This window comes from Jannaschia faecimaris (assembly GCF_900107415.1).
Lineage (GTDB): Bacteria > Pseudomonadota > Alphaproteobacteria > Rhodobacterales > Rhodobacteraceae > Jannaschia > Jannaschia faecimaris.
This window is the reverse complement of the sequence record NZ_FNPX01000022.1, coordinates 19247-35654: the sequence shown is the minus strand read 5'-3', so window position 1 is coordinate 35654 and position 16408 is coordinate 19247. Positions and strand designations below refer to the sequence as shown.

The window sequence follows — 16408 nt, the reverse complement described above, 5'->3', positions numbered from 1 at the left end:
ACATTTGGGATCAGGCGAAAAGGCCATGAAGGAACCAGTCGGGTTCGCCGCCGCGCCCGTCCCCCATGATCCCCTCCCGGAAGAGCCAGTAGCGTTCGCCCGCCTCCACCTCGACCTTGTAGTAATCGCGCAGGCGGGTGCCGGGACGCGCGCGCCACCATTCGGGGGCGATACGTTCAGGCCCCTGATGACGGCGGATCAGGTAGGGCTTGCGCCGCCATTTGAACCGTACGGGCGGGCCTTCGGGCACGGCGTAGAGCACTTCGATCCGCTCGGGTGAGCGCAACAGGCGCACGGGGCGGTCCCGCGACGGCGCGACCAGGCCGCCGCCGCCCAGGCCACCGGGAGCCAGAAGACCAGCGCGGCGCACCGCGGGCGACCAGCGGTCGGCACATTCTGGCAAGTGACTTTCAACCGGGTCGGGTAGCTGCACCGCATCAGGCCCCAGCCGCACGGTCAGCCGGTCAACCAAAGTGGCCAGGGCCACATCGGCCTGCACCCCGCCATCAAGCCGGACTTGCGCCGCCGCGAGCGGTTCCGGGCGCAGTGCTTCCAGGCTGAGCGTGTCGAAGCCAAAGCCCGCGTCCAGGCTTTCGAAGTGGCAGGTCAGCAGGTTCTGCAGATGCGCCGGATCTCGGCTGGCCTGGGCACAGCCCGCTTCGAACCGGCTGGTGGTGCCATCGGTGCGATACAACTCAAGACGCAGCCCGCGCAGTCCCTGCCCCGCGGCGGCCAGTTCGGCACAAAGCATCTGCATCGGTTCGGGTAACAGCGGCTGCGGGTCCATCACCGGCTCGGCAAGGCGATGCACGACGCGGAAGCGCTGCGGCGGGGGCGGGCTGACGATGGGTTCGGGCAGGTCGCCGGTCATCTGGTCCAACCGTCTGAGCGGTGTCATCAGCGCGCGACCGTCGCGACCGAACCGGCGCTCCAGCGTCGCGCGGGGGATCAGCATCAGATCGCCGATATGTTTCAGCCCCAGCCGCCGCAGGGTCAGCAACGTCGCACCATCCAGCCGCAGCGCCGCGACCGGCAGCATCGCCAGCCGGGCCTTGAGTGCGGACGGACCGCAGATTTCACGCGCAGCGCCGTAACGGGCCAAGGCCCAGGCCGCGCCGTGGGTGGGCGCGACCGCCAGCCGCGCTTCCTGTCCCAGATCGCGCAGGCGGGCCTGCATGTCCGACAGCATCGCCGCCTCGCCCCCCCAGAGGTGATCGGACCCGGTCGTGTCCAGCACGATACCATCCGCCCCGTCGCTCGCCGACCAGGGACACCAGCGCCGGGACCATAGCATCAGGCGGCGCAGCGCCTCCGCATCGCCGGACAGATCGGCCGGCACGACCTGCACCATCGGCGTCAGCGCGCGAACATCAGTGATACGCATGCCGCGCGCGGCCCCTTCGGCCTGCGCGGACGGATTGGCGGCGTGGACAACCGGGCCATGGGGGCCCTGCGCCGCCAGCACCAGAGGGGCATCGGGATCGAGGCCGTCAGCCACCTCCTCCCACGGAACGGAAGGCTGGGCGGGCTGCATCGCCTGCGCTCTCTCCCAACGGGCGATCGGAAAACGCGGCAACCAGATCGAGACGATGCGCCGCCGGATCATGTTCGGCCACCCAACGGGTCGGGGCTCCGCGTCGTGTGCGAAACAAATCGGCCAACCACCGCGCCCGCCCCGGCGCACGCGCGTCCCACGGGTTGTCGAGTGAGGGAGCCGGGTCGACACGCCAGCGGTCGGGCGCGACCGACAGGTCCGCCACACCATCCGGCCGCATCAGCCAGACCGGCACGCCCGACCGGCGCGACCGCATCGCCAAGCGTTTGGTCGCCGTGAAATCCAAGGCCTTCGGGTTCCCCCAGACCTCGCCCACGACAGCGGACAATGCGGCGCATTCCAAACCCTCCTCCATCGTCCAGAGCGCATCGGCGGCGGACCGTGCCGCGATGCGCAGGATGGGCATTTTCAACCCAAGTTCCGCGATTCCCCGTTGGCAGGGCACGCCCCCTTCCTGCACAGCGCGGGCATCCTGAACCCATAAAATAGGCCCCCTTGCCCGCTGCGCCGCCGACAAGGCGGCGTCGATCTGCGCCAGAACCAGGCCCGTCCCCGCACCATCCCGCGTGTTCGAGAAGGCCTCTGTAAATGCGGGCAAAGCGGAATCCGGCGTGGGATCAGTCATCGAAGGCCACCAGAGAATCGATTAATGTTCATGTTATGTTCTCTTTTTGAATCACATTTGTCGAGTCCCCTCCTGCCTCCTTCGGGCCGGAATCACGGCGTCAGGCAATCTTCCAAAGAAATTGACAGGTTGCGCAGCAATGTCGGGTAAAGGTCGATCCCCGGCTGCAACGTGGCACCCAGCGGATCCAGAACACCGGATCGCGCAGATGTCCCCTCGGTCAAGGTCTTGACCAGACCCGGGTCGAACTGCGGCTCGGCAAAGACGCAGACGGCCTGTGACGCAACGACAACCTCCCGCAGGGAAGCCACTTGCCCGGCCGAGGCGGGGGCGGCATCGCTGACCGAGATCGCCCCCAGAGACGGTATGTCGAACCGCTCCTCGAACCCGCTGTAAGCGTCATGAAACGTGATGTACCCGCGTCCCTGCAAAGGCACCATCCGCGCGCGGATCTCCATCATGAGACTGTCCAGTTCCGCCTTCCCGGCGTCTGCGTTCGCCGCGTAGATGATCTCGTTTTCCGGATCGAGTTCTGTCAGGACTTCCGCGATCCGGTCCAGCCAGAGCTTGCCCGTGGCCGGGTCGAGCCAAGCATGCGGATCGATACCTCCGTGATCATGGCCATGATCGTCTGCATGTCCATGGTCTTCGCCTGAATGATCAGCTTCCGCATGTTCTTCATGCTCGGCGTGTCCGTGGTCATCCCCCGGATGATCGCCAGGTTCTGCCTCCATATTTTCCGCCTGCAATGCCTTGGGCGAAGGTGCCACGCCAACATCCTCCAGCAACTCCAGCGACCGCGCGTCCTCCGCAAGCGTCTCGACCACACGCTCCATCCAGGGGGCAAGGGCCGCACCGACCCAAACCACCAGATCCGCACGCGTCAGGGCGGCGGCCTCGGACGGGCGCATCGCATGTCCATGTGGCGACACCCCCGCGGGAATCATCAGAACAGGTGTCCCGACGCCGTCCATCACGCGCGCCACCATGGAATGCACCGGCCCGATATCGGCAACGACAACTGGCACCTCGGCCAATGCAGGCAAAGCGAGACAGGCGAAAAATGGCGCAAGGCGACCGATCATGGCGTACTCCGGTTGGCACACGCTTGTTAGAGGCGATGTTATAACATATCAACCCGATATGACACCCATCGGCTTCGAGATACACGATCATTCGGATTGCATCGACAGCGCCCTTGCGGCGGCCGAAGCGCATTGCGCTGACGAAGGGCTGCAACTGACGCCCATCCGCCATCGTGTCCTGGCGATCCTGTTGGCGCATCATCGCGCCTTGGGGGCCTATGAAATCCTGGATGTCCTGCGCGCGGACGGGATGAATGCCCAACCACCTGTCGCCTACCGTGCCTTGGATTTCCTCGTGAAATACGGGTTTGCGCATCGCGTGGAACGCCTCAATGCGTTCGTTGCCTGTACCGCGCCCGGACAAAGCCATGCGCCGGTCCTTCTGATCTGTCGCAACTGCCAAGCCGTCGCGGAAACACAGGCCGACAGCGCCGCGGCCCTGGGTCAGGCCGCCAGCGGCGCAAATTTTGCCGTCGAGCGGGCGGTCATGGAAGCCGAGGGCCTTTGCCCCACTTGTCAGGGCATCCTAGCGTGACCGCCCCCCTGATCCGCACGGATCGCCTGGACGTGACCTATGGCGGGCGGCGCGTTCTGCACAGCATCGACCTGGCCATTGCACCCGGAGAGATCGTCACGATCGTCGGGCCGAACGGATCGGGCAAGTCCACCCTGCTCCGGGCGATGATCGGCGCGGTCCGTCCTGCCAGCGGTGGCATTCGGCGAGCCCCCGGCCTGCGGATCGGGTACGTCCCGCAGACATTGCCCGTCGACCCCCATCTGCCGATGACGGTCCGTCGGTTTCTGAGCCTACCTCGCCCGGTCGATGACGCCGCCGCGGATGCCGCCCTGTCCCGCGCGGGCCTGCCGCACGCGGGACAGGCACAACTGAGCAGCCTTTCGGGCGGACAGCGACAGCGCATACTTCTGGCGCGTGCCCTTCTGAATGATCCGCATATCCTGGTGCTGGACGAACCGACGCAAGGCTTGGACCAGGCCGGCTCCGCAGCCTTCTATCGGCAGATCGAGGCCATTCGCGCCGACACCGGTTGCGCAGTCCTCATGGTCAGTCACGAATTGCACGTTGTCATGGCCGCGTCGGACAGGGTGATCTGCCTCAATGGTCACGTCTGCTGCGAAGGTCACCCCGAGCATGTGGCCTCCGCCCCGGAATACCGCGCCTTGTTCGGAACGGGCACCGGGGGCGCGCTGGCGCTTTACCGGCACGAACATAGCCATCACCACCACGACCATGGAGAGAGCGCCTGATGCTGCTCGACAGCTTTCTGGTGCGGGCAGCATTGGCGGGGATCGGGATCGCGATGGCCGCCGGCCCCCTGGGATGTTTTATCATCTGGCGGCGCATGGCGTATTTTTCGGATGCGACGGCGCATGCGTCGATCCTCGGCGTGGCGCTGGCACTGGCCTTCGATGCGCCGATTTTCGGCGGTGCGCTTGCCATCGCTTTCCTGATGGCGCTCGCCGTGACCACCCTGACAGAACGAGGCGGAACGACAGATACGACGCTCGGTGTTTTGTCCTATTCCGCGCTGGCCATCGGCCTGGTGGCCGTTTCGATGATGCCGGGCGTTCGTCTCGACCTGTTCGGTTATCTTTTCGGCGACATCCTGACGGTGACGCGGTGGGACGTAGTTCTTATCTGGATAGGCGCGATCATTGTCGCAGGACTGCTCGCGTGGCGGTGGTCGCGGCTTCTCATATCGACGATGGGACCGGACTTGGCGTTTGCGTCAGGCGTCAACCCTCGACGGGAACAGCTGATCCTGACGGTGGCCCTGGCGATCGTCGTCGCCTGTGGATTGAAAGTTCTGGGCGCGTTACTGGTGGGGGCGTTGCTGTTGATCCCGGCCGCGACCGCCCGCACCTTTACGCGAACGCCGGAACGGATGGCAGTTCTGGCCGCATGTCTCGGCGCAGGCGCGGCCGGTCTTGGTGTTGTTGCCGCGCGACACCTGGACACGCCGGCAGGACCGACCATCGTTTGCGTGGCGACCGCAGGGTTCCTGGTAGGGCAGGTTGCGCGACTACGCGGCTGAGCGTCGGATCGGGTCGGGGGGAGCGTCCGTCAAGCCCAAGACGCGGGGCCGTCCCATCTCGTCCAACATGGCAAACATTAGCGTCAGAACAGTTTCTGACCGCTCATTTCAAAGCCCCCTTACCGCCGCGGCTGCCTGATCTGATTTGACCCTACGAAAGACGAGCGCGGCAGGCACGACGGCTGCGAAAAGGATCATACCGAAGAGAATGGGTCCGGTCGAATCTCCCGTTGCACCGAAAATTGCCCCGCCAATTTGACGGACTGGTGATCATGATCGCGTAGTAGACGGTGAAGAAGACACCCATGCCAAAGGCGCGTTGCCCGGCTCGCAGCGCTTCTCCTGCCAAGGCCATTATGACTCCGGCAGGTGCCATACCGACGAGGCCGAACAGCAAGCTTACCCCAAGACCGGCGCGCCGCAGGCCAAGCAACAGCAAGGCCGCCACGGAAGAGGCCATGCATACCGTAAGGATCGTGTCCCGCCGGCCAAACCGGTCCGCGACCTGCCCGCAGAGCGCACCCGGCAAGATCATGACCCAGCCTGCGACGCTGATGATCCACGCGGCATTCAAGGCGCTGCAGTCCCGCGCTTCCAAGACCGTGGGACCGAAGGACAGATACGCGACATGGCCTGCATTGAACAAACCCCAGGCGGCATCGGCGCGGAGGATCAGTTGCCATTCTCTCGCCGTCAGACGCGTCGCCTTAGCGGAACCGGAAGAGCCTGAACCTTCCGGTGGGTGGAAAAAGGAAAAGGCCGACGGCCGCCGGGATGCAGTAGGGCGGCACCACCTGAAACGGCACCCACCAGCCATAGGCTTCCGCAAGCCATGCATGGCCACCCTGGCCCATCGCGATCCCGAAGGGCCAACTCATCACAAGGATGCTCATCGCGTTCGCCGAACCAGTCAGCAACCACCTTGGTGAATTGAAAATTGATGCGCACCCGGCCAGAACCCGACCCAGATCGATTGTCCAGCTTTCCGCCCCGGCACCTGAAATGAGACCCCCAATAGCCAGCACGCACAGCCCTGATGCCGCCAGAACGCGATCCGAGGCAAAGCGGCCCGCAAACCCGACCGGCCGTGCCCGAAAAAGCCCCGGCACCATGAATAGGCCAATGAGAAGACCGATGCCTGCATAGTCGAGTCCGAAAGCGACGATCAGGTCATCGCCGACGGAGCCGAGCGTTTGAAACTGCAACGCTAACCCGATCCGCGCCATGAAGAGCATCGCCAGAATGTGCCAGCGAGTCATTGACGCTTGTACTGCATTTAGACGAAGAAAGGGTCGACCTCGACAGGGTCTGGGCGTTCCTGATGCTTTTCACATGGTTGATCTTTTCGCCAAAGCATTTCGCAACATAGGTCGGGATCAAGATGTCGGGCTGACTTGTCTACGGAGGTGGGCCAACCGCATGGGTCTGGACGTCATGCGCCATTGCGGTTGCTACGACACTGCTCCGCGCTCCGGCGGGCGCAAATGTCTTGAGGTCGTTGTGCCAATCCGGGCCGTGCAGCCTCATTCGGCATATAACTTCCAGCACAGTGCGATCACCGGTCATGCGTATCAGCCCCAACGCGACTTCGGGCGATCAACATCCGGCGGTGCCAGCCATACTTGCGTTGAGACGTCTTGCCGCGCCCCTCAAAGGGGCGCGGCACTCTACAATGCCATGTATCGGTCAGTCCACCTTGTAGGCGGCGAAGGCATCATCGACGGGTGTGCCTGCAAGGCCATTGACGTAATTCGAGAACGTCTTGCAGGCGATGCCGAGAACGACACCAAGCACGTTTTGTTCAGTATAGCCTGCCGCAAGGAAGGCATCGACCGCGTCCTGGCCCGGATTGCCGCGCGACAGGACCATCTCTTCAGCAAAGCTCGACAGCGCCTGAAGTTTTTCATCAGGCAGCGTTTCGCCGTCGCGAAGCGCCTTGAGCACATCGGCCGGCACACCGGAGCTTTTGTCCGCGACCATCGAATGCGCCGCCGTGCAATAGGTGCAGCCGTTTACGCGGCTGATCGTCAGGAACACGACCTCCTGCTCCGGCGGGGTGAACCCAGACTCGGACCGGAAGTCTTTGTAGGTGGACATGTAGCCCGCCAGAACGCCGGGCAGCTTTGCCATGTAGCCATACATGTTGGGAACGAAGCCGAAGTTCTTCTGCGTAGCTTGCAAGAGTTCGGACGCACGCGGTGCCGCGCTTTCGATGGTTTCGGGCTCAATGGAAATCAGGGCGGACCTTGACATGGAGTTCTCCTTATTTGGAACGATCGTTCTATAAATTGACGACCACGTGAGCTTCAAGTATTTTAAGAACGATGAGTTCAAAAATTGGTGACACGGAAACCGCCGCGCGCAAGCGGGGGCGCCCCCGCGGCTTTGACGAGATTGAAGCGCTGGAGGCGGCGATGCGCGTGTTCTGGGCGCAGGGTTTCGAAGGCGCGTCGGTGGACCGGCTTTGCCGGGCGATGCGTATGCCGCGCGCCAGCCTTTACCAACAGTTCGGCACGAAAGAGGGTCTGTTCCTCGCGACACTCGACCACTACGGCACGCAAAGGATAGGCCCGCTGATCGCGGCGCTTGGACCCACGGGCACGTTGCACGACGATCTGGAACGTTTCTTTGACGGTGTCGTCCGCCTTGCGACGGGCGAAGACGGGCCAACAGGCTGCCTGATCACATGTGCCTTGGCTGATGCGGCGGGAAGCAATCCGGTATTTCGCGCTTCGCTGGAGCAGCGGTGCGCACAATTGGAGGAGCCGCTGGCAGAGCGCATCCGCACCGCCCAGTGGGAGTCTAACCCCGCGACCTCACCCGAGACCGAGGCGATGCTTCTCGTATCGGTAGCGTCCGGTATGATGATACGCGCACGCGCCGGTGCCACCGCCAGCGAGTTGACACGCATCGCCCGATCGGCGGCGTCCCGCTACGCGGAACCGACTGCCGGTTGATGCCAAATTCCGTCTTCGCCACGCATGCGACACGATTCCGGGCCTCATGACGTTACGTAATTGTCACCCTGTGCAACGTGACCGAGCCCGTGCCATTTTCGAACACCCATCGGCTTTCGAACCGCCCATGACGAATGCGCCGTCAACGGTGGCGAAATCGCGGTTTGGCCACGTCAGACCGCCACAGAGCATGACACTCGACAAAGCAGGAGCGCGCGCCACGTATAGGGGTCCAGCGACGAATAGACGGAATTCTGCAGGCGGGTGGTGCCTACGGGACAAGCGGATTGATTATTTTCAATGGCCTCAGCACCTTGCTGCGCGCGAAAAAATTGGCAATACTTTCTTCTGCCCCCATGAGATAAACGCTCCGGAAGGAGAGGTTCGATGATGCAATCAGCGTTAAGGCCGGCTGCCCCCGAGGAGGCAAGCACTCTTCGGACGCTCAATGCATTCGCAGTGGATCTGATTTCGATTCCGAATGTTGACGATCTTTTCTGGTATGTCGCTCGCAACGTCGTGGGCCAGCTGAAATTCATCGACTGCGTCATTTACCAGGCCAATCCCGAGCAGACCATGCTTACTCAAGTCGCGGCTCTCGGCGAAAAAAACCCCTACGGGCGTACAATCCTGAACCCTCTGCAAATCCCTTTCGGCCATGGCATAACCGGCCAGGTTGCGCAGACGCGTGAAGCGGTCGTCATTGAGGATCTTCTTCGGGATAAGAATTACATCGCCGATACGCAGCCCGCGCGCTCCGAGATTTGCGTCCCGCTGATCTTCGATGATCGCATCGTGGGGGTAATAGACAGCGAACACCCGGAACCGGGGGCATTTGGAGCCGCAGAACTCGAAGTTCTGATTACGGTCGCGGCAATGACAAGTGCGAAGCTGGAGCTTTTGGCCGAGAGTGAGCGATCACACCGGCGATACACCGACCTTGTCCAGTCGCATGCTCAACTCACCCAGGAAACGAATAATCGAAAGTCCTTGGAAGCTGAACTTGCAAACGCCCGGAAACTTGAAGCAATCGGGCGACTGACGGGCGGATTCGCGCATAGTTTCAATAACCTGCTAACCGTGATTTCCGGAAACCTTGATCTTGCCGAGGAGGAGCAGTCTGAAGCGGTCCTGAAGGAACTTTTTGGCGATGCCAAGGACGCGGCCTCGCGAGGGGCCAAACTCATCAAGGACATGCTCGCCTTCTCGCAGCGAATGCATCTGGTGCCTGAGCGCCTGTCCCTGAACGATCTGGTCGCGCGGACCAGAGATCGGAATGGGCACAGACTATCGAACGAAATCAACCTGGAGTTGGCGCAAGACCTCTGGGACGTAAGCGTCGATCCGATCGCAGCGGAAGTTGCGTTGGGAAACCTGATCTTGAATGCGCGTGATGCCATGCCTTCCGGAGGAATCATTAGAATCACGACTGACAACGTCACCTACGGCATCGGCGACACGAAAGCTCCGTCGCAGGAGATCGCGCCGGGCCGATACGTTCGATTGCGCGTGATCGACGAAGGGACCGGCATCGCATCGCACGTTCTGCCGCGCATCTACGATCCGTTCTATACGACGAAACCTATTGGCGAAGGGACCGGCTTGGGCCTTTCGATGGTCATGGGGTTCATGCAGCAGTCGAAAGGGACGGTCGTGGCGCAAACCGAGAACCCTCATGGCACCACATTTGAACTCTATTTCCCCGCGACGGTCGACGAGACTGGCTTGGTCGGTAATTAACTGACTATGTTTATCTCAGAGAGATGATAGATCTGAACGGCAAAGAGAGCCTCGGCAATACTGATGTACAAAAGCAAATCCAGGCCGTCCCTTCCGTTGATAAGCGCGGCAGACCTCAGATCGGCTGACCCGGTCAGGAAGCGAAAAGTCGCATACGCGATTGGACAGGCTGCAAGAGACTTCGGTTTCTTCAGGATTTGCGACCACGGCATCCATCCTGATCTTATCGAAGCCACGTATGACGCAGCGCGTGACTTCTTTCGACAGCCCGAAGCAACCAAACAGCAATACTACATCGCAAACAGCTCAAATCATCGCGGCTATGTGCCATTCACGGAGAAGGGCGATTATGCCGACGAGATTCACAGAAGCTACGAAGCTTTCGATCTAGGCCTCGACCTTCCTGCGGATGACAGTGACTATCTTGCTGGCAACCGAATGCTCGGCCCCAACGTCTGGCCGAAAATTTCGGGATTCCGTCGCACCGTGACAAGCTATTACAACGAGGTTGCCGAACTTGGCCGTCTGGTATGCGCGGCTCTCGAAATGTACCTTGGTCTTCGCCAGGGCGCGATGACACAGCACATGACCAAGCCTATCTCGCAATTGCGCCTGTTGCATTACGTTCGAGGCAGCGAGACCATCGACCACAAGTCTGTCAATATGGGTGCACACACGGATTATGAATGCCTTACCTTGTTGCACACGCGCAACGCGGGTTTGCAGGTCCTGGGTCAAGATGATGTTTGGATAGACGTGCCCGCAGACCCGGCCGTTCTTGTCGTAAATATTGGCGACATGTTGGAAGCTTGGTCCAACGGATTTTTGCGGTCAACGCCCCACCGTGTTCTGAATCTCAGCCCTGAGCGATACTCGATGCCGTATTTCGTCGCTGCCAATCATGATACTGTCATCCGGCCCTTCGACGAATTGGTCGAGCCGGACACTGCACCACGTTATAGCCCGTTCAGGGCAGGCGATCACCTGGAGCGAATGCTCGTTCGGGATTTCCCGTACTTACGAGCCAAAGCATCATCCGGGATTGGTGCGCCAACCCAAAACCCATTTGAAAACAGAATTAAAAAAACTGGCCCCTAAAGAATGCCTGAACTTGATACTCTTCTTGCCGTCGCTCTCGCCGGGTTTCTGTTAAGTATACTACCCGGACCATCGATGCTTTATATACTGTCTCGAAGTGTTGGCCAAAGCCGCAGCGCTGGCCTTGCGTCTGCGTTGGGGCTTGCCTTCGGCGGCATAGCACTTGCCGTCGCCACAGCCTTGGGCCTGGCCGCAGCTTTCAGCGCCTTTGACTGGCTGGTCCCCGTGTGGCGGATCTTCGGTTCTCTATATCTGGTCTGGCTTGGCGTAGGCCTGATCCAAGAGGCAGGTGCAGAATCCCACACACTTATTCGTGCTGGTCATGTTCGCCACAGGTCTTTCTTCTCGATCATTTGGCAAGGCATTTGGGTAGAACTTCTGAATCCAAAGACCGTATTATTTTTCGCGTTGTTTCTGCCGCCCTTTATCGATTCCGGCGCGAATGGAAGTGTTCAAACCCAACTTCTCATACTTGGAATTCTCGTTCCGCTTACCGCGATACCATGCGATCTGGTTGTAGCGTGGCTGGGCGGCACGCTGTCCAAGTTTGTCAATCATCAACAAAAGCTCCGGGAAACACTCGCTTGGCTCGGGGGACTGACGCTCATTGCAATTGCCGCGAATTTGCACCTGGGGTTCATCTGAAGAATTACGCCCGCCCTACTTGCACGACCGCTTGCCGCACACGCGCTGGCCGGTGCCCCGAAAGGCGCTTTATCGTTTCGGGGCTCTTTCCCGGTGATGCCTCGCCATAATTCGACCACGGGCGCACAAAGTGGAACAGGGTGTTGGGCCTACGCTGCGAACGGAACCCCGTTGCGCTCCACAAACGCCCGGTTTCCATCCAGAAGCTTGCCAATCTGCTTGCGGAACTCAGGCTTCATGAGCGGCACCATTATCAGGCCAAGAAGCCCCATTTTCGGAACGAAATTCATCGTGAAGATAACTTCCGATTTTCCCCTGCCCGCCTCACGCAATTCGATCTCGGCCCGTGCTGACTTGAGTGGGATGGTTCCATCGTAGATGTCCACTACCATCTTCTTTCCGGGGATATATTCAATTATCCGCTCCCGAATGTAGTTCTTTCCATCTGACAGGTCACACTGACGGGTTGCACCGAGGCCAGTGCTGGCGCTCTGCGCGATCAGAAACGACCGTTTAAGGTTTGGGTTAAACTGCTCGATATTTCCGAAATCATCCCATGACGCCCAGACTTGGGACACTGATGCGTTCACGATTTCTTTGACGACGACCTGAGGCATATTGCTCTCCTTTCAGATGATTGAACGTACATTTTTCCAGATCAACGACATCGCTGCAGAGATGTTGTCGTTCCGAAATTCAGACGTCTACTGGGCCACGGGAACGAAGCCTGGCGCAATGACGAGATTATTGAGGGACGTCGTCGCGAATCGTAGTTCGCGAACACTTTCGTAAGCAGCGGAGTTGTACCAGTCATCCATGGCCGCGCTTTCAGAAGGGAATTCGATGACGACGGTCCAATTGCCGTCCCACTCCCCCTCAAGCTTTTTGACCGTTGGGGTCGCGACAAGAACCTTGGCACCTGTGCCCATGACGATTGGAAAAACTGCAGTGCCATAATCGTCGAAATAGCTCTCCTGGTCTTCAATCTTGACTTGAGCGATCATGTAAACAGGGTCAGCAACGGCAGGGGCGACCGTTACCGCAAAGGCGACTGCGGCCACGGCAATTTTCGTAATGAAAGATACCATCTGCTGTTCCTTCTGATTTGTCTTTCCAATTCATTCAGAAGTCAGCTAGATGATGCAGTCACGCCAAACAATGCGAGGTTTTGCACGGATATGGGCAAAAACGCACGGCCGGATCTGCCTTGGGCCGATGCCCCCTTCTTGCTTGCGTTATCGCGCGGAAGGTCATTTTCGGCGGCAGCGGCGGAGCTTGGCGTGGACCGAACAACAGTTGCGCGAAGACTTGATCGACTGGAGACCCAGTTTGGGACGAAACTGTTCGAACGGCAGTCTGGACAGCTCGAGCTGTCGCAAGACGGGCGCAAGATCATGTCCTCTGTCGAACGGGCCGAGCAAGAGCTGAGCCAGCTGAATGCGGACCAGGGCGACCATCGTTTTGGATACGGAAAAGTCCGGATTTCGCTATCCGAACACGTCCTTGCAGGGTTCTCTCATCAGTTGGTTCAGTTCATCAACGATCATCCCCAAGTATTTCTTGAACTCACGACTTCCGATAGGTTTGTCGACCTCTACAAGTACGAAGCAGATATCCTCCTGCGCATCGCGAGAGCGCCTCCCGAGAAACTACAGAGTATTGATCTAGGGGCGGTCACATTTGAATTGTATCGGCGCGCCGATCAGACCGACGCAGCCCAGTCCTTCCTCGCCCTGCCGGGTCAGACCGACATTTCAAGTATGATGGAAGGTGCAACCCCAAGCGAGACCGCGATCGCAGCCGTCGATGGAGTGTTGGCCACACGCGATATGATCCTGGCAGGCGGTGGTTCTGGAATATTACCAAAGTTCCTAGGCCATTGTGATCCGCGTTTGAGTCCCTGCCCCGGTAGACTCCGCCCGGATACCTTCCGGCTGACGATGAGCTGTTTGCCCGAGCAGCGAAATCTGCATCGCATTCGGATCGTCATGAAAGACCTGTCAGGCCTTATCGGCCAGGCGCTCGGTAATTTGAACGCCAAGGATTAGGTGGATATTTCGCAATCAACAGAGGGGGCTTTGACGCCCTCCAGCGCTTACGACCGCGCAACACCTTGCAGTAATTGTGTGAGTACTGCTTCGTTTTAGGCTGGAACGCGAAGATCAAGGCACGTGGCCAAGGCGCAGCCGTCTCGATTGGGGCTGGGCAACGCCAGTCCGTACCCCCGCACCTGACTGAGCGATTTCACCCATGCCACCCTCATCAGAACGACACCATCGGCATCTAAAGCGGGCCACCTAACCGACTGGATCAATCCCGAGAGCGTGCGCCAATTCCGCGAAGCTGGCTGCTGTTACCGGGTCGAGCGTTATTCCGTTTTCGCGGCGGCCTTGGGCGACGGCCCATTCGCGGTCGCCCGGTGCCATTACCTCCCTGCCAGGCTGGGCGGGAGAGGCGCGCAGGAGTTCCAGATATCGCGTAACCCCTGCCTGCACGACCTCGGCACCGGCAAACGCGGCAGGGTCAAGGGCCATGACGAACGCGCCCATTCCCCGGGGCGTGCTGAAGTCTGGGCCGCCCATGGGGGCGATGTCCGGCGAGAGTTTCATGCCGGTGAGCACGGCCGACAACACCTCGGCAACGCCCCCCAGCCCCGCGCCCTTGAACCCGAACATGCCCCCCAAGGGGGCCAGCATCTCTGCCACGTGCGGGTCTGTCGTGTCGGCCCCCGTGCTGTCGGAGGCAACGCCTTCCGGCAAGGTCGTGCCGGTAGAGCGATAAAGCTCAACCCGGTTATAGGGCACCGCGCTGGTGGCCATGTCCAAAAGCCATGGGTTGCCTGGGGCGGGACAGGTGATGGAGAGCGGATTGGTTCCGTGAAATCGCTCCGCGCCGTCATGCAGGCGGACGAAACTGTCGCTGTTGCAGGTGACAAGGGCCAGCATGCCCCGCTCGGCCGCACGCATTGCATAGGCACCGGCTGGCCCGAAATGCGATGAGTTCGTGATGCCCACGGCCCCCACACCTGCCTCGGCCGCCAGATCACAGGCATGATCCATCGCCGCATAGGTGGCCCGCGCGCCTTGGGCATTGTCGCCGTTCACCATGCCCGATCCGGCCCGGGTGCGGGTGAACTCCACCTTCGGAGCCTTGTTCAGCCGCCCGCCTTGCAACGCCTTGGCGTAGTGGCCCAGCAAGCGCACGCCGTGACTGTCCACACCGTGAATTGACCCGTGCATCATGGACGCGGTGCAATCGCGGGCCGTTTCGTGATCTGCGCCGACACCGGTCAAAACGGTGCGGCAGAATTGCGCCAGATCATCGGCCTGAACGGGTGAGGTCATGGGGTTCCTAACTGTAGATCGGGCTCAGCGGTAAATCAGGGTGGGCAGCCACATCGTGATGCCGGGAATGAAGGTGACCAGCAACAACACGATCACCAGCGGGATCAGGAACGGCGCGGTGCCGACGACGCAATCCTCGAAAGGGATTTTCGCAACCCGCGCCAATACATAAAGCACCATGCCCACCGGTGGCGTCAAAAGCCCCAGCATCAGGTTCAGCACCATGATCACGCCAAAATGTACCGGGTCGATTCCCAGGGTCACGGCAATCGGCAACAGCACAGGCACCATGATGGTGATCGCGGCCACCGTCTCCATGAAGCATCCGACCGCCAGCAAGATTAGATTCATCAGCAGCAGGATGACCCAAGGCCGGTCGGAAATGGCAAGTAATCCGGCAGCGAATTGTTCGGGCACGCGATTAGATGTCAGGATCCAGGCAAAGATCGCGGCCGATCCGACAACCAGCAGAACCACGGCCGTCGTTTCGATCGTGTCAAAGCTGACGCGCAAAAACCGGGGCAACGTCAGCGTGCGATAAACAACCAGCCCCAGGAACAACGCCCAGGCACAGGCCGCCACAGCCGCCTCGGTCGGGGTGAAGGCACCCGACAGAATGCCCCCGACGATGATGACCGGGGTCAGAAGCGACAAGAACGCCCTCTGAAACGTCGACCACAGGACGGACCAATAAAACGTCTGATCGCGTCCGAAGCCCTTCCGCCGGGCCATGATCGCAATCATCAGCATCAGCGAGGCCGCCATCATCAAACCGGGAATGAACCCGGCGACAAAGAGCTGTCCGATACTGGCACCCGCGACGACACCGTAGATCACCATCGGCAGGGAGGGCGGGATGATCGGACCGATGGTCGACGATGCAGCGGTGATCCCGACCGCGAATTTGGCGTCGTACTTTGCGTCTCGCATCGCCTTGATCTCGATTGCGCCAAGGCCGCCGGCATCCGCCACCGCAGCGCCAGACATGCCCGCGAAGATGACCGAGGCCCCCACATTCACATGGCCAAGTCCGCCTCTCATCCAGCCGACCATCGCCAGGGCAAAGTTGAAGATGCGTTCAGTGATACCGGCTGTGTTCATCAGATTGCCGGCAAGGATGAAAAACGGCACCGCCAGCAACGGAAAGCTGTCAACGCCGTTGATCATCCGATGCGCCACGACCATGGGCGGGGGCGAGCCATTGAAAATGATGAAAATCGCAGAAGACCCCGCCAGGGCGACCGCAACGGGCATGCCGCAGATCAACAATGCGGCCAGCATTACGAAAAGCCAAATAATGTCCAC

The 16408-nt window shown here is 60.5% G+C and carries 18 protein-coding genes; 8 read left to right on the top strand and 10 right to left on the bottom strand.

Annotated elements, in window-relative coordinates; translation table 11 throughout:
* Positions 1-10: 10 nt before the first annotated feature.
* From BLV27_RS17120 to BLV27_RS17115, 3 genes are all read right to left on the bottom strand, one after another.
* Positions 11-1606 (bottom strand): Y-family DNA polymerase, encoded by a 1596-nt coding sequence (locus BLV27_RS17120; RefSeq protein ID WP_092647718.1) that lies wholly within the window; start codon positions 1604-1606, stop codon positions 11-13.
* Complete coding sequence (locus BLV27_RS19175) at positions 1491-2180, bottom strand: ImuA family protein (protein ID WP_139176724.1); 690 nt, start codon at positions 2178-2180, stop codon at positions 1491-1493. The genes BLV27_RS17120 and BLV27_RS19175 overlap by 116 nt, the downstream gene beginning before the upstream one ends.
* Before the next feature lie 92 nt (positions 2181-2272).
* Positions 2273-3265: a zinc ABC transporter substrate-binding protein gene (locus BLV27_RS17115; RefSeq protein WP_092647717.1), complete on the bottom strand. Its 993-nt coding sequence runs from the start codon at positions 3263-3265 to the stop codon at positions 2273-2275.
* A gap of 58 nt (positions 3266-3323) precedes the next feature.
* On the opposite strand from BLV27_RS17115, the gene BLV27_RS17110 reads away from it, so the two are divergent.
* From BLV27_RS17110 to BLV27_RS17100, 3 genes are read left to right on the top strand one after another with little or no spacing between them, the layout of a single operon-like run.
* The gene (locus BLV27_RS17110; protein WP_092647716.1) at positions 3324-3800 is read left to right on the top strand and encodes a transcriptional repressor; all 477 of its coding nucleotides are present in this window, start codon (positions 3324-3326) and stop codon (positions 3798-3800) included.
* On the top strand, positions 3797-4531 hold the full coding sequence (locus BLV27_RS17105) for an ATP-binding cassette domain-containing protein (RefSeq protein WP_092647715.1): 735 nt from the start codon (positions 3797-3799) through the stop codon (positions 4529-4531). The genes BLV27_RS17110 and BLV27_RS17105 overlap by 4 nt, the downstream gene beginning before the upstream one ends.
* Positions 4528-5319 carry an iron chelate uptake ABC transporter family permease subunit gene (locus BLV27_RS17100; protein ID WP_092647714.1) on the top strand — a complete coding sequence of 264 codons (792 nt, stop codon included), beginning with the start codon at positions 4528-4530 and terminating at the stop codon, positions 5317-5319. Before BLV27_RS17105 ends, BLV27_RS17100 begins: the two co-directional genes overlap by 4 nt.
* Before the next feature lie 151 nt (positions 5320-5470).
* Here the strand turns inward: BLV27_RS17100 and BLV27_RS19885 are convergent, their stop codons facing one another.
* From BLV27_RS19885 to BLV27_RS17090, 3 genes are all read right to left on the bottom strand, one after another.
* Positions 5471-6136, bottom strand: a complete 666-nt coding sequence (locus BLV27_RS19885) for an MFS transporter (RefSeq protein ID WP_244504733.1) — start codon at positions 6134-6136, stop codon at positions 5471-5473.
* Positions 6027-6578, bottom strand: coding sequence for an MFS transporter (locus BLV27_RS19880; protein WP_244504732.1), 552 nt, complete (start codon positions 6576-6578; stop codon positions 6027-6029). The genes BLV27_RS19885 and BLV27_RS19880 overlap by 110 nt, the downstream gene beginning before the upstream one ends.
* A 427-nt stretch (positions 6579-7005) precedes the next feature.
* On the bottom strand, positions 7006-7572 hold the full coding sequence (locus BLV27_RS17090; RefSeq protein WP_092647713.1) for a carboxymuconolactone decarboxylase family protein: 567 nt from the start codon (positions 7570-7572) through the stop codon (positions 7006-7008).
* Between the two features lie 71 nt (positions 7573-7643).
* Here BLV27_RS17090 and BLV27_RS17085 point away from each other — a divergent pair, with 71 nt between their 5' ends.
* The 4 genes from BLV27_RS17085 (at position 7644) to BLV27_RS17070 (ending at position 11759) form a co-directional block, all read left to right on the top strand.
* The gene (locus tag BLV27_RS17085) at positions 7644-8276 is read left to right on the top strand and encodes a TetR/AcrR family transcriptional regulator (RefSeq protein WP_092647712.1); all 633 of its coding nucleotides are present in this window, start codon (positions 7644-7646) and stop codon (positions 8274-8276) included.
* Between the two features lie 387 nt (positions 8277-8663).
* Complete coding sequence (locus tag BLV27_RS17080) at positions 8664-10016, top strand: ATP-binding protein (RefSeq protein WP_092647711.1); 1353 nt, start codon at positions 8664-8666, stop codon at positions 10014-10016.
* Positions 10017-10079: 63 nt separating this feature from the next.
* Positions 10080-11114: an isopenicillin N synthase family dioxygenase gene (locus BLV27_RS17075; protein ID WP_092647710.1), complete on the top strand. Its 1035-nt coding sequence runs from the start codon at positions 10080-10082 to the stop codon at positions 11112-11114.
* A 3-nt stretch (positions 11115-11117) separates the two neighbouring features.
* Positions 11118-11759 carry a LysE family translocator gene (locus BLV27_RS17070; RefSeq protein WP_092647709.1) on the top strand — a complete coding sequence of 214 codons (642 nt, stop codon included), beginning with the start codon at positions 11118-11120 and terminating at the stop codon, positions 11757-11759.
* Positions 11760-11908: 149 nt separating this feature from the next.
* Here BLV27_RS17070 and BLV27_RS17065 read toward each other — a convergent pair whose 3' ends face one another.
* Together BLV27_RS17065 and BLV27_RS17060 are read right to left on the bottom strand one after the other, a co-directional pair.
* Positions 11909-12376, bottom strand: a complete 468-nt coding sequence (locus tag BLV27_RS17065; protein WP_092647708.1) for an SRPBCC family protein — start codon at positions 12374-12376, stop codon at positions 11909-11911.
* 87 nt (positions 12377-12463) lie between these two features.
* Entirely contained in the window at positions 12464-12847 is a 384-nt protein-coding gene (locus tag BLV27_RS17060) for a DUF1330 domain-containing protein (RefSeq protein ID WP_092647707.1), read from the bottom strand.
* A gap of 90 nt (positions 12848-12937) precedes the next feature.
* Between BLV27_RS17060 and BLV27_RS17055 the strand changes: the two genes are divergently transcribed.
* A complete protein-coding gene (locus tag BLV27_RS17055; RefSeq protein WP_092647706.1) occupies positions 12938-13807 on the top strand; it encodes a LysR family transcriptional regulator in 870 nt (289 codons plus the stop codon).
* Between the two features lie 249 nt (positions 13808-14056).
* Here the strand turns inward: BLV27_RS17055 and BLV27_RS17050 are convergent, their stop codons facing one another.
* Together BLV27_RS17050 and BLV27_RS17045 are read right to left on the bottom strand one after the other, a co-directional pair.
* Positions 14057-15103: an Ldh family oxidoreductase gene (locus tag BLV27_RS17050; RefSeq protein WP_092647705.1), complete on the bottom strand. Its 1047-nt coding sequence runs from the start codon at positions 15101-15103 to the stop codon at positions 14057-14059.
* 24 nt (positions 15104-15127) lie between these two features.
* Positions 15128-16408 (bottom strand): TRAP transporter large permease, encoded by a 1281-nt coding sequence (locus BLV27_RS17045; protein WP_139176721.1) that lies wholly within the window; start codon positions 16406-16408, stop codon positions 15128-15130.

Excerpts from the sequence above, each read along its gene's own strand:
- BLV27_RS17120 (WP_092647718.1), bottom strand. The coding sequence starts at position 1,606 with ATGATCCGGCGGCGCATCGTCTCGATCTGGTTGCCGCGTTTTCCGATC.
- BLV27_RS19175 (WP_139176724.1), bottom strand. The coding sequence starts at position 2,180 with ATGACTGATCCCACGCCGGATTCCGCTTTGCCCGCATTTACAGAGGCC.
- BLV27_RS17115 (WP_092647717.1), bottom strand. The coding sequence starts at position 3,265 with ATGATCGGTCGCCTTGCGCCATTTTTCGCCTGTCTCGCTTTGCCTGCA.
- BLV27_RS17110 (WP_092647716.1), top strand. The coding sequence starts at position 3,324 with ATGACACCCATCGGCTTCGAGATACACGATCATTCGGATTGCATCGAC.
- BLV27_RS19885 (WP_244504733.1), bottom strand. The coding sequence starts at position 6,136 with ATGGCTGGTGGGTGCCGTTTCAGGTGGTGCCGCCCTACTGCATCCCGG.
- BLV27_RS19880 (WP_244504732.1), bottom strand. The coding sequence starts at position 6,578 with ATGACTCGCTGGCACATTCTGGCGATGCTCTTCATGGCGCGGATCGGG.
- BLV27_RS17090 (WP_092647713.1), bottom strand. The coding sequence starts at position 7,572 with ATGTCAAGGTCCGCCCTGATTTCCATTGAGCCCGAAACCATCGAAAGC.
- BLV27_RS17085 (WP_092647712.1), top strand. The coding sequence starts at position 7,644 with ATGAGTTCAAAAATTGGTGACACGGAAACCGCCGCGCGCAAGCGGGGG.
- BLV27_RS17080 (WP_092647711.1), top strand. The coding sequence starts at position 8,664 with ATGATGCAATCAGCGTTAAGGCCGGCTGCCCCCGAGGAGGCAAGCACT.
- BLV27_RS17075 (WP_092647710.1), top strand. The coding sequence starts at position 10,080 with ATGTACAAAAGCAAATCCAGGCCGTCCCTTCCGTTGATAAGCGCGGCA.
- BLV27_RS17070 (WP_092647709.1), top strand. The coding sequence starts at position 11,118 with ATGCCTGAACTTGATACTCTTCTTGCCGTCGCTCTCGCCGGGTTTCTG.
- BLV27_RS17065 (WP_092647708.1), bottom strand. The coding sequence starts at position 12,376 with ATGCCTCAGGTCGTCGTCAAAGAAATCGTGAACGCATCAGTGTCCCAA.
- BLV27_RS17060 (WP_092647707.1), bottom strand. The coding sequence starts at position 12,847 with ATGGTATCTTTCATTACGAAAATTGCCGTGGCCGCAGTCGCCTTTGCG.
- BLV27_RS17055 (WP_092647706.1), top strand. The coding sequence starts at position 12,938 with ATGGGCAAAAACGCACGGCCGGATCTGCCTTGGGCCGATGCCCCCTTC.
- BLV27_RS17050 (WP_092647705.1), bottom strand. The coding sequence starts at position 15,103 with ATGACCTCACCCGTTCAGGCCGATGATCTGGCGCAATTCTGCCGCACC.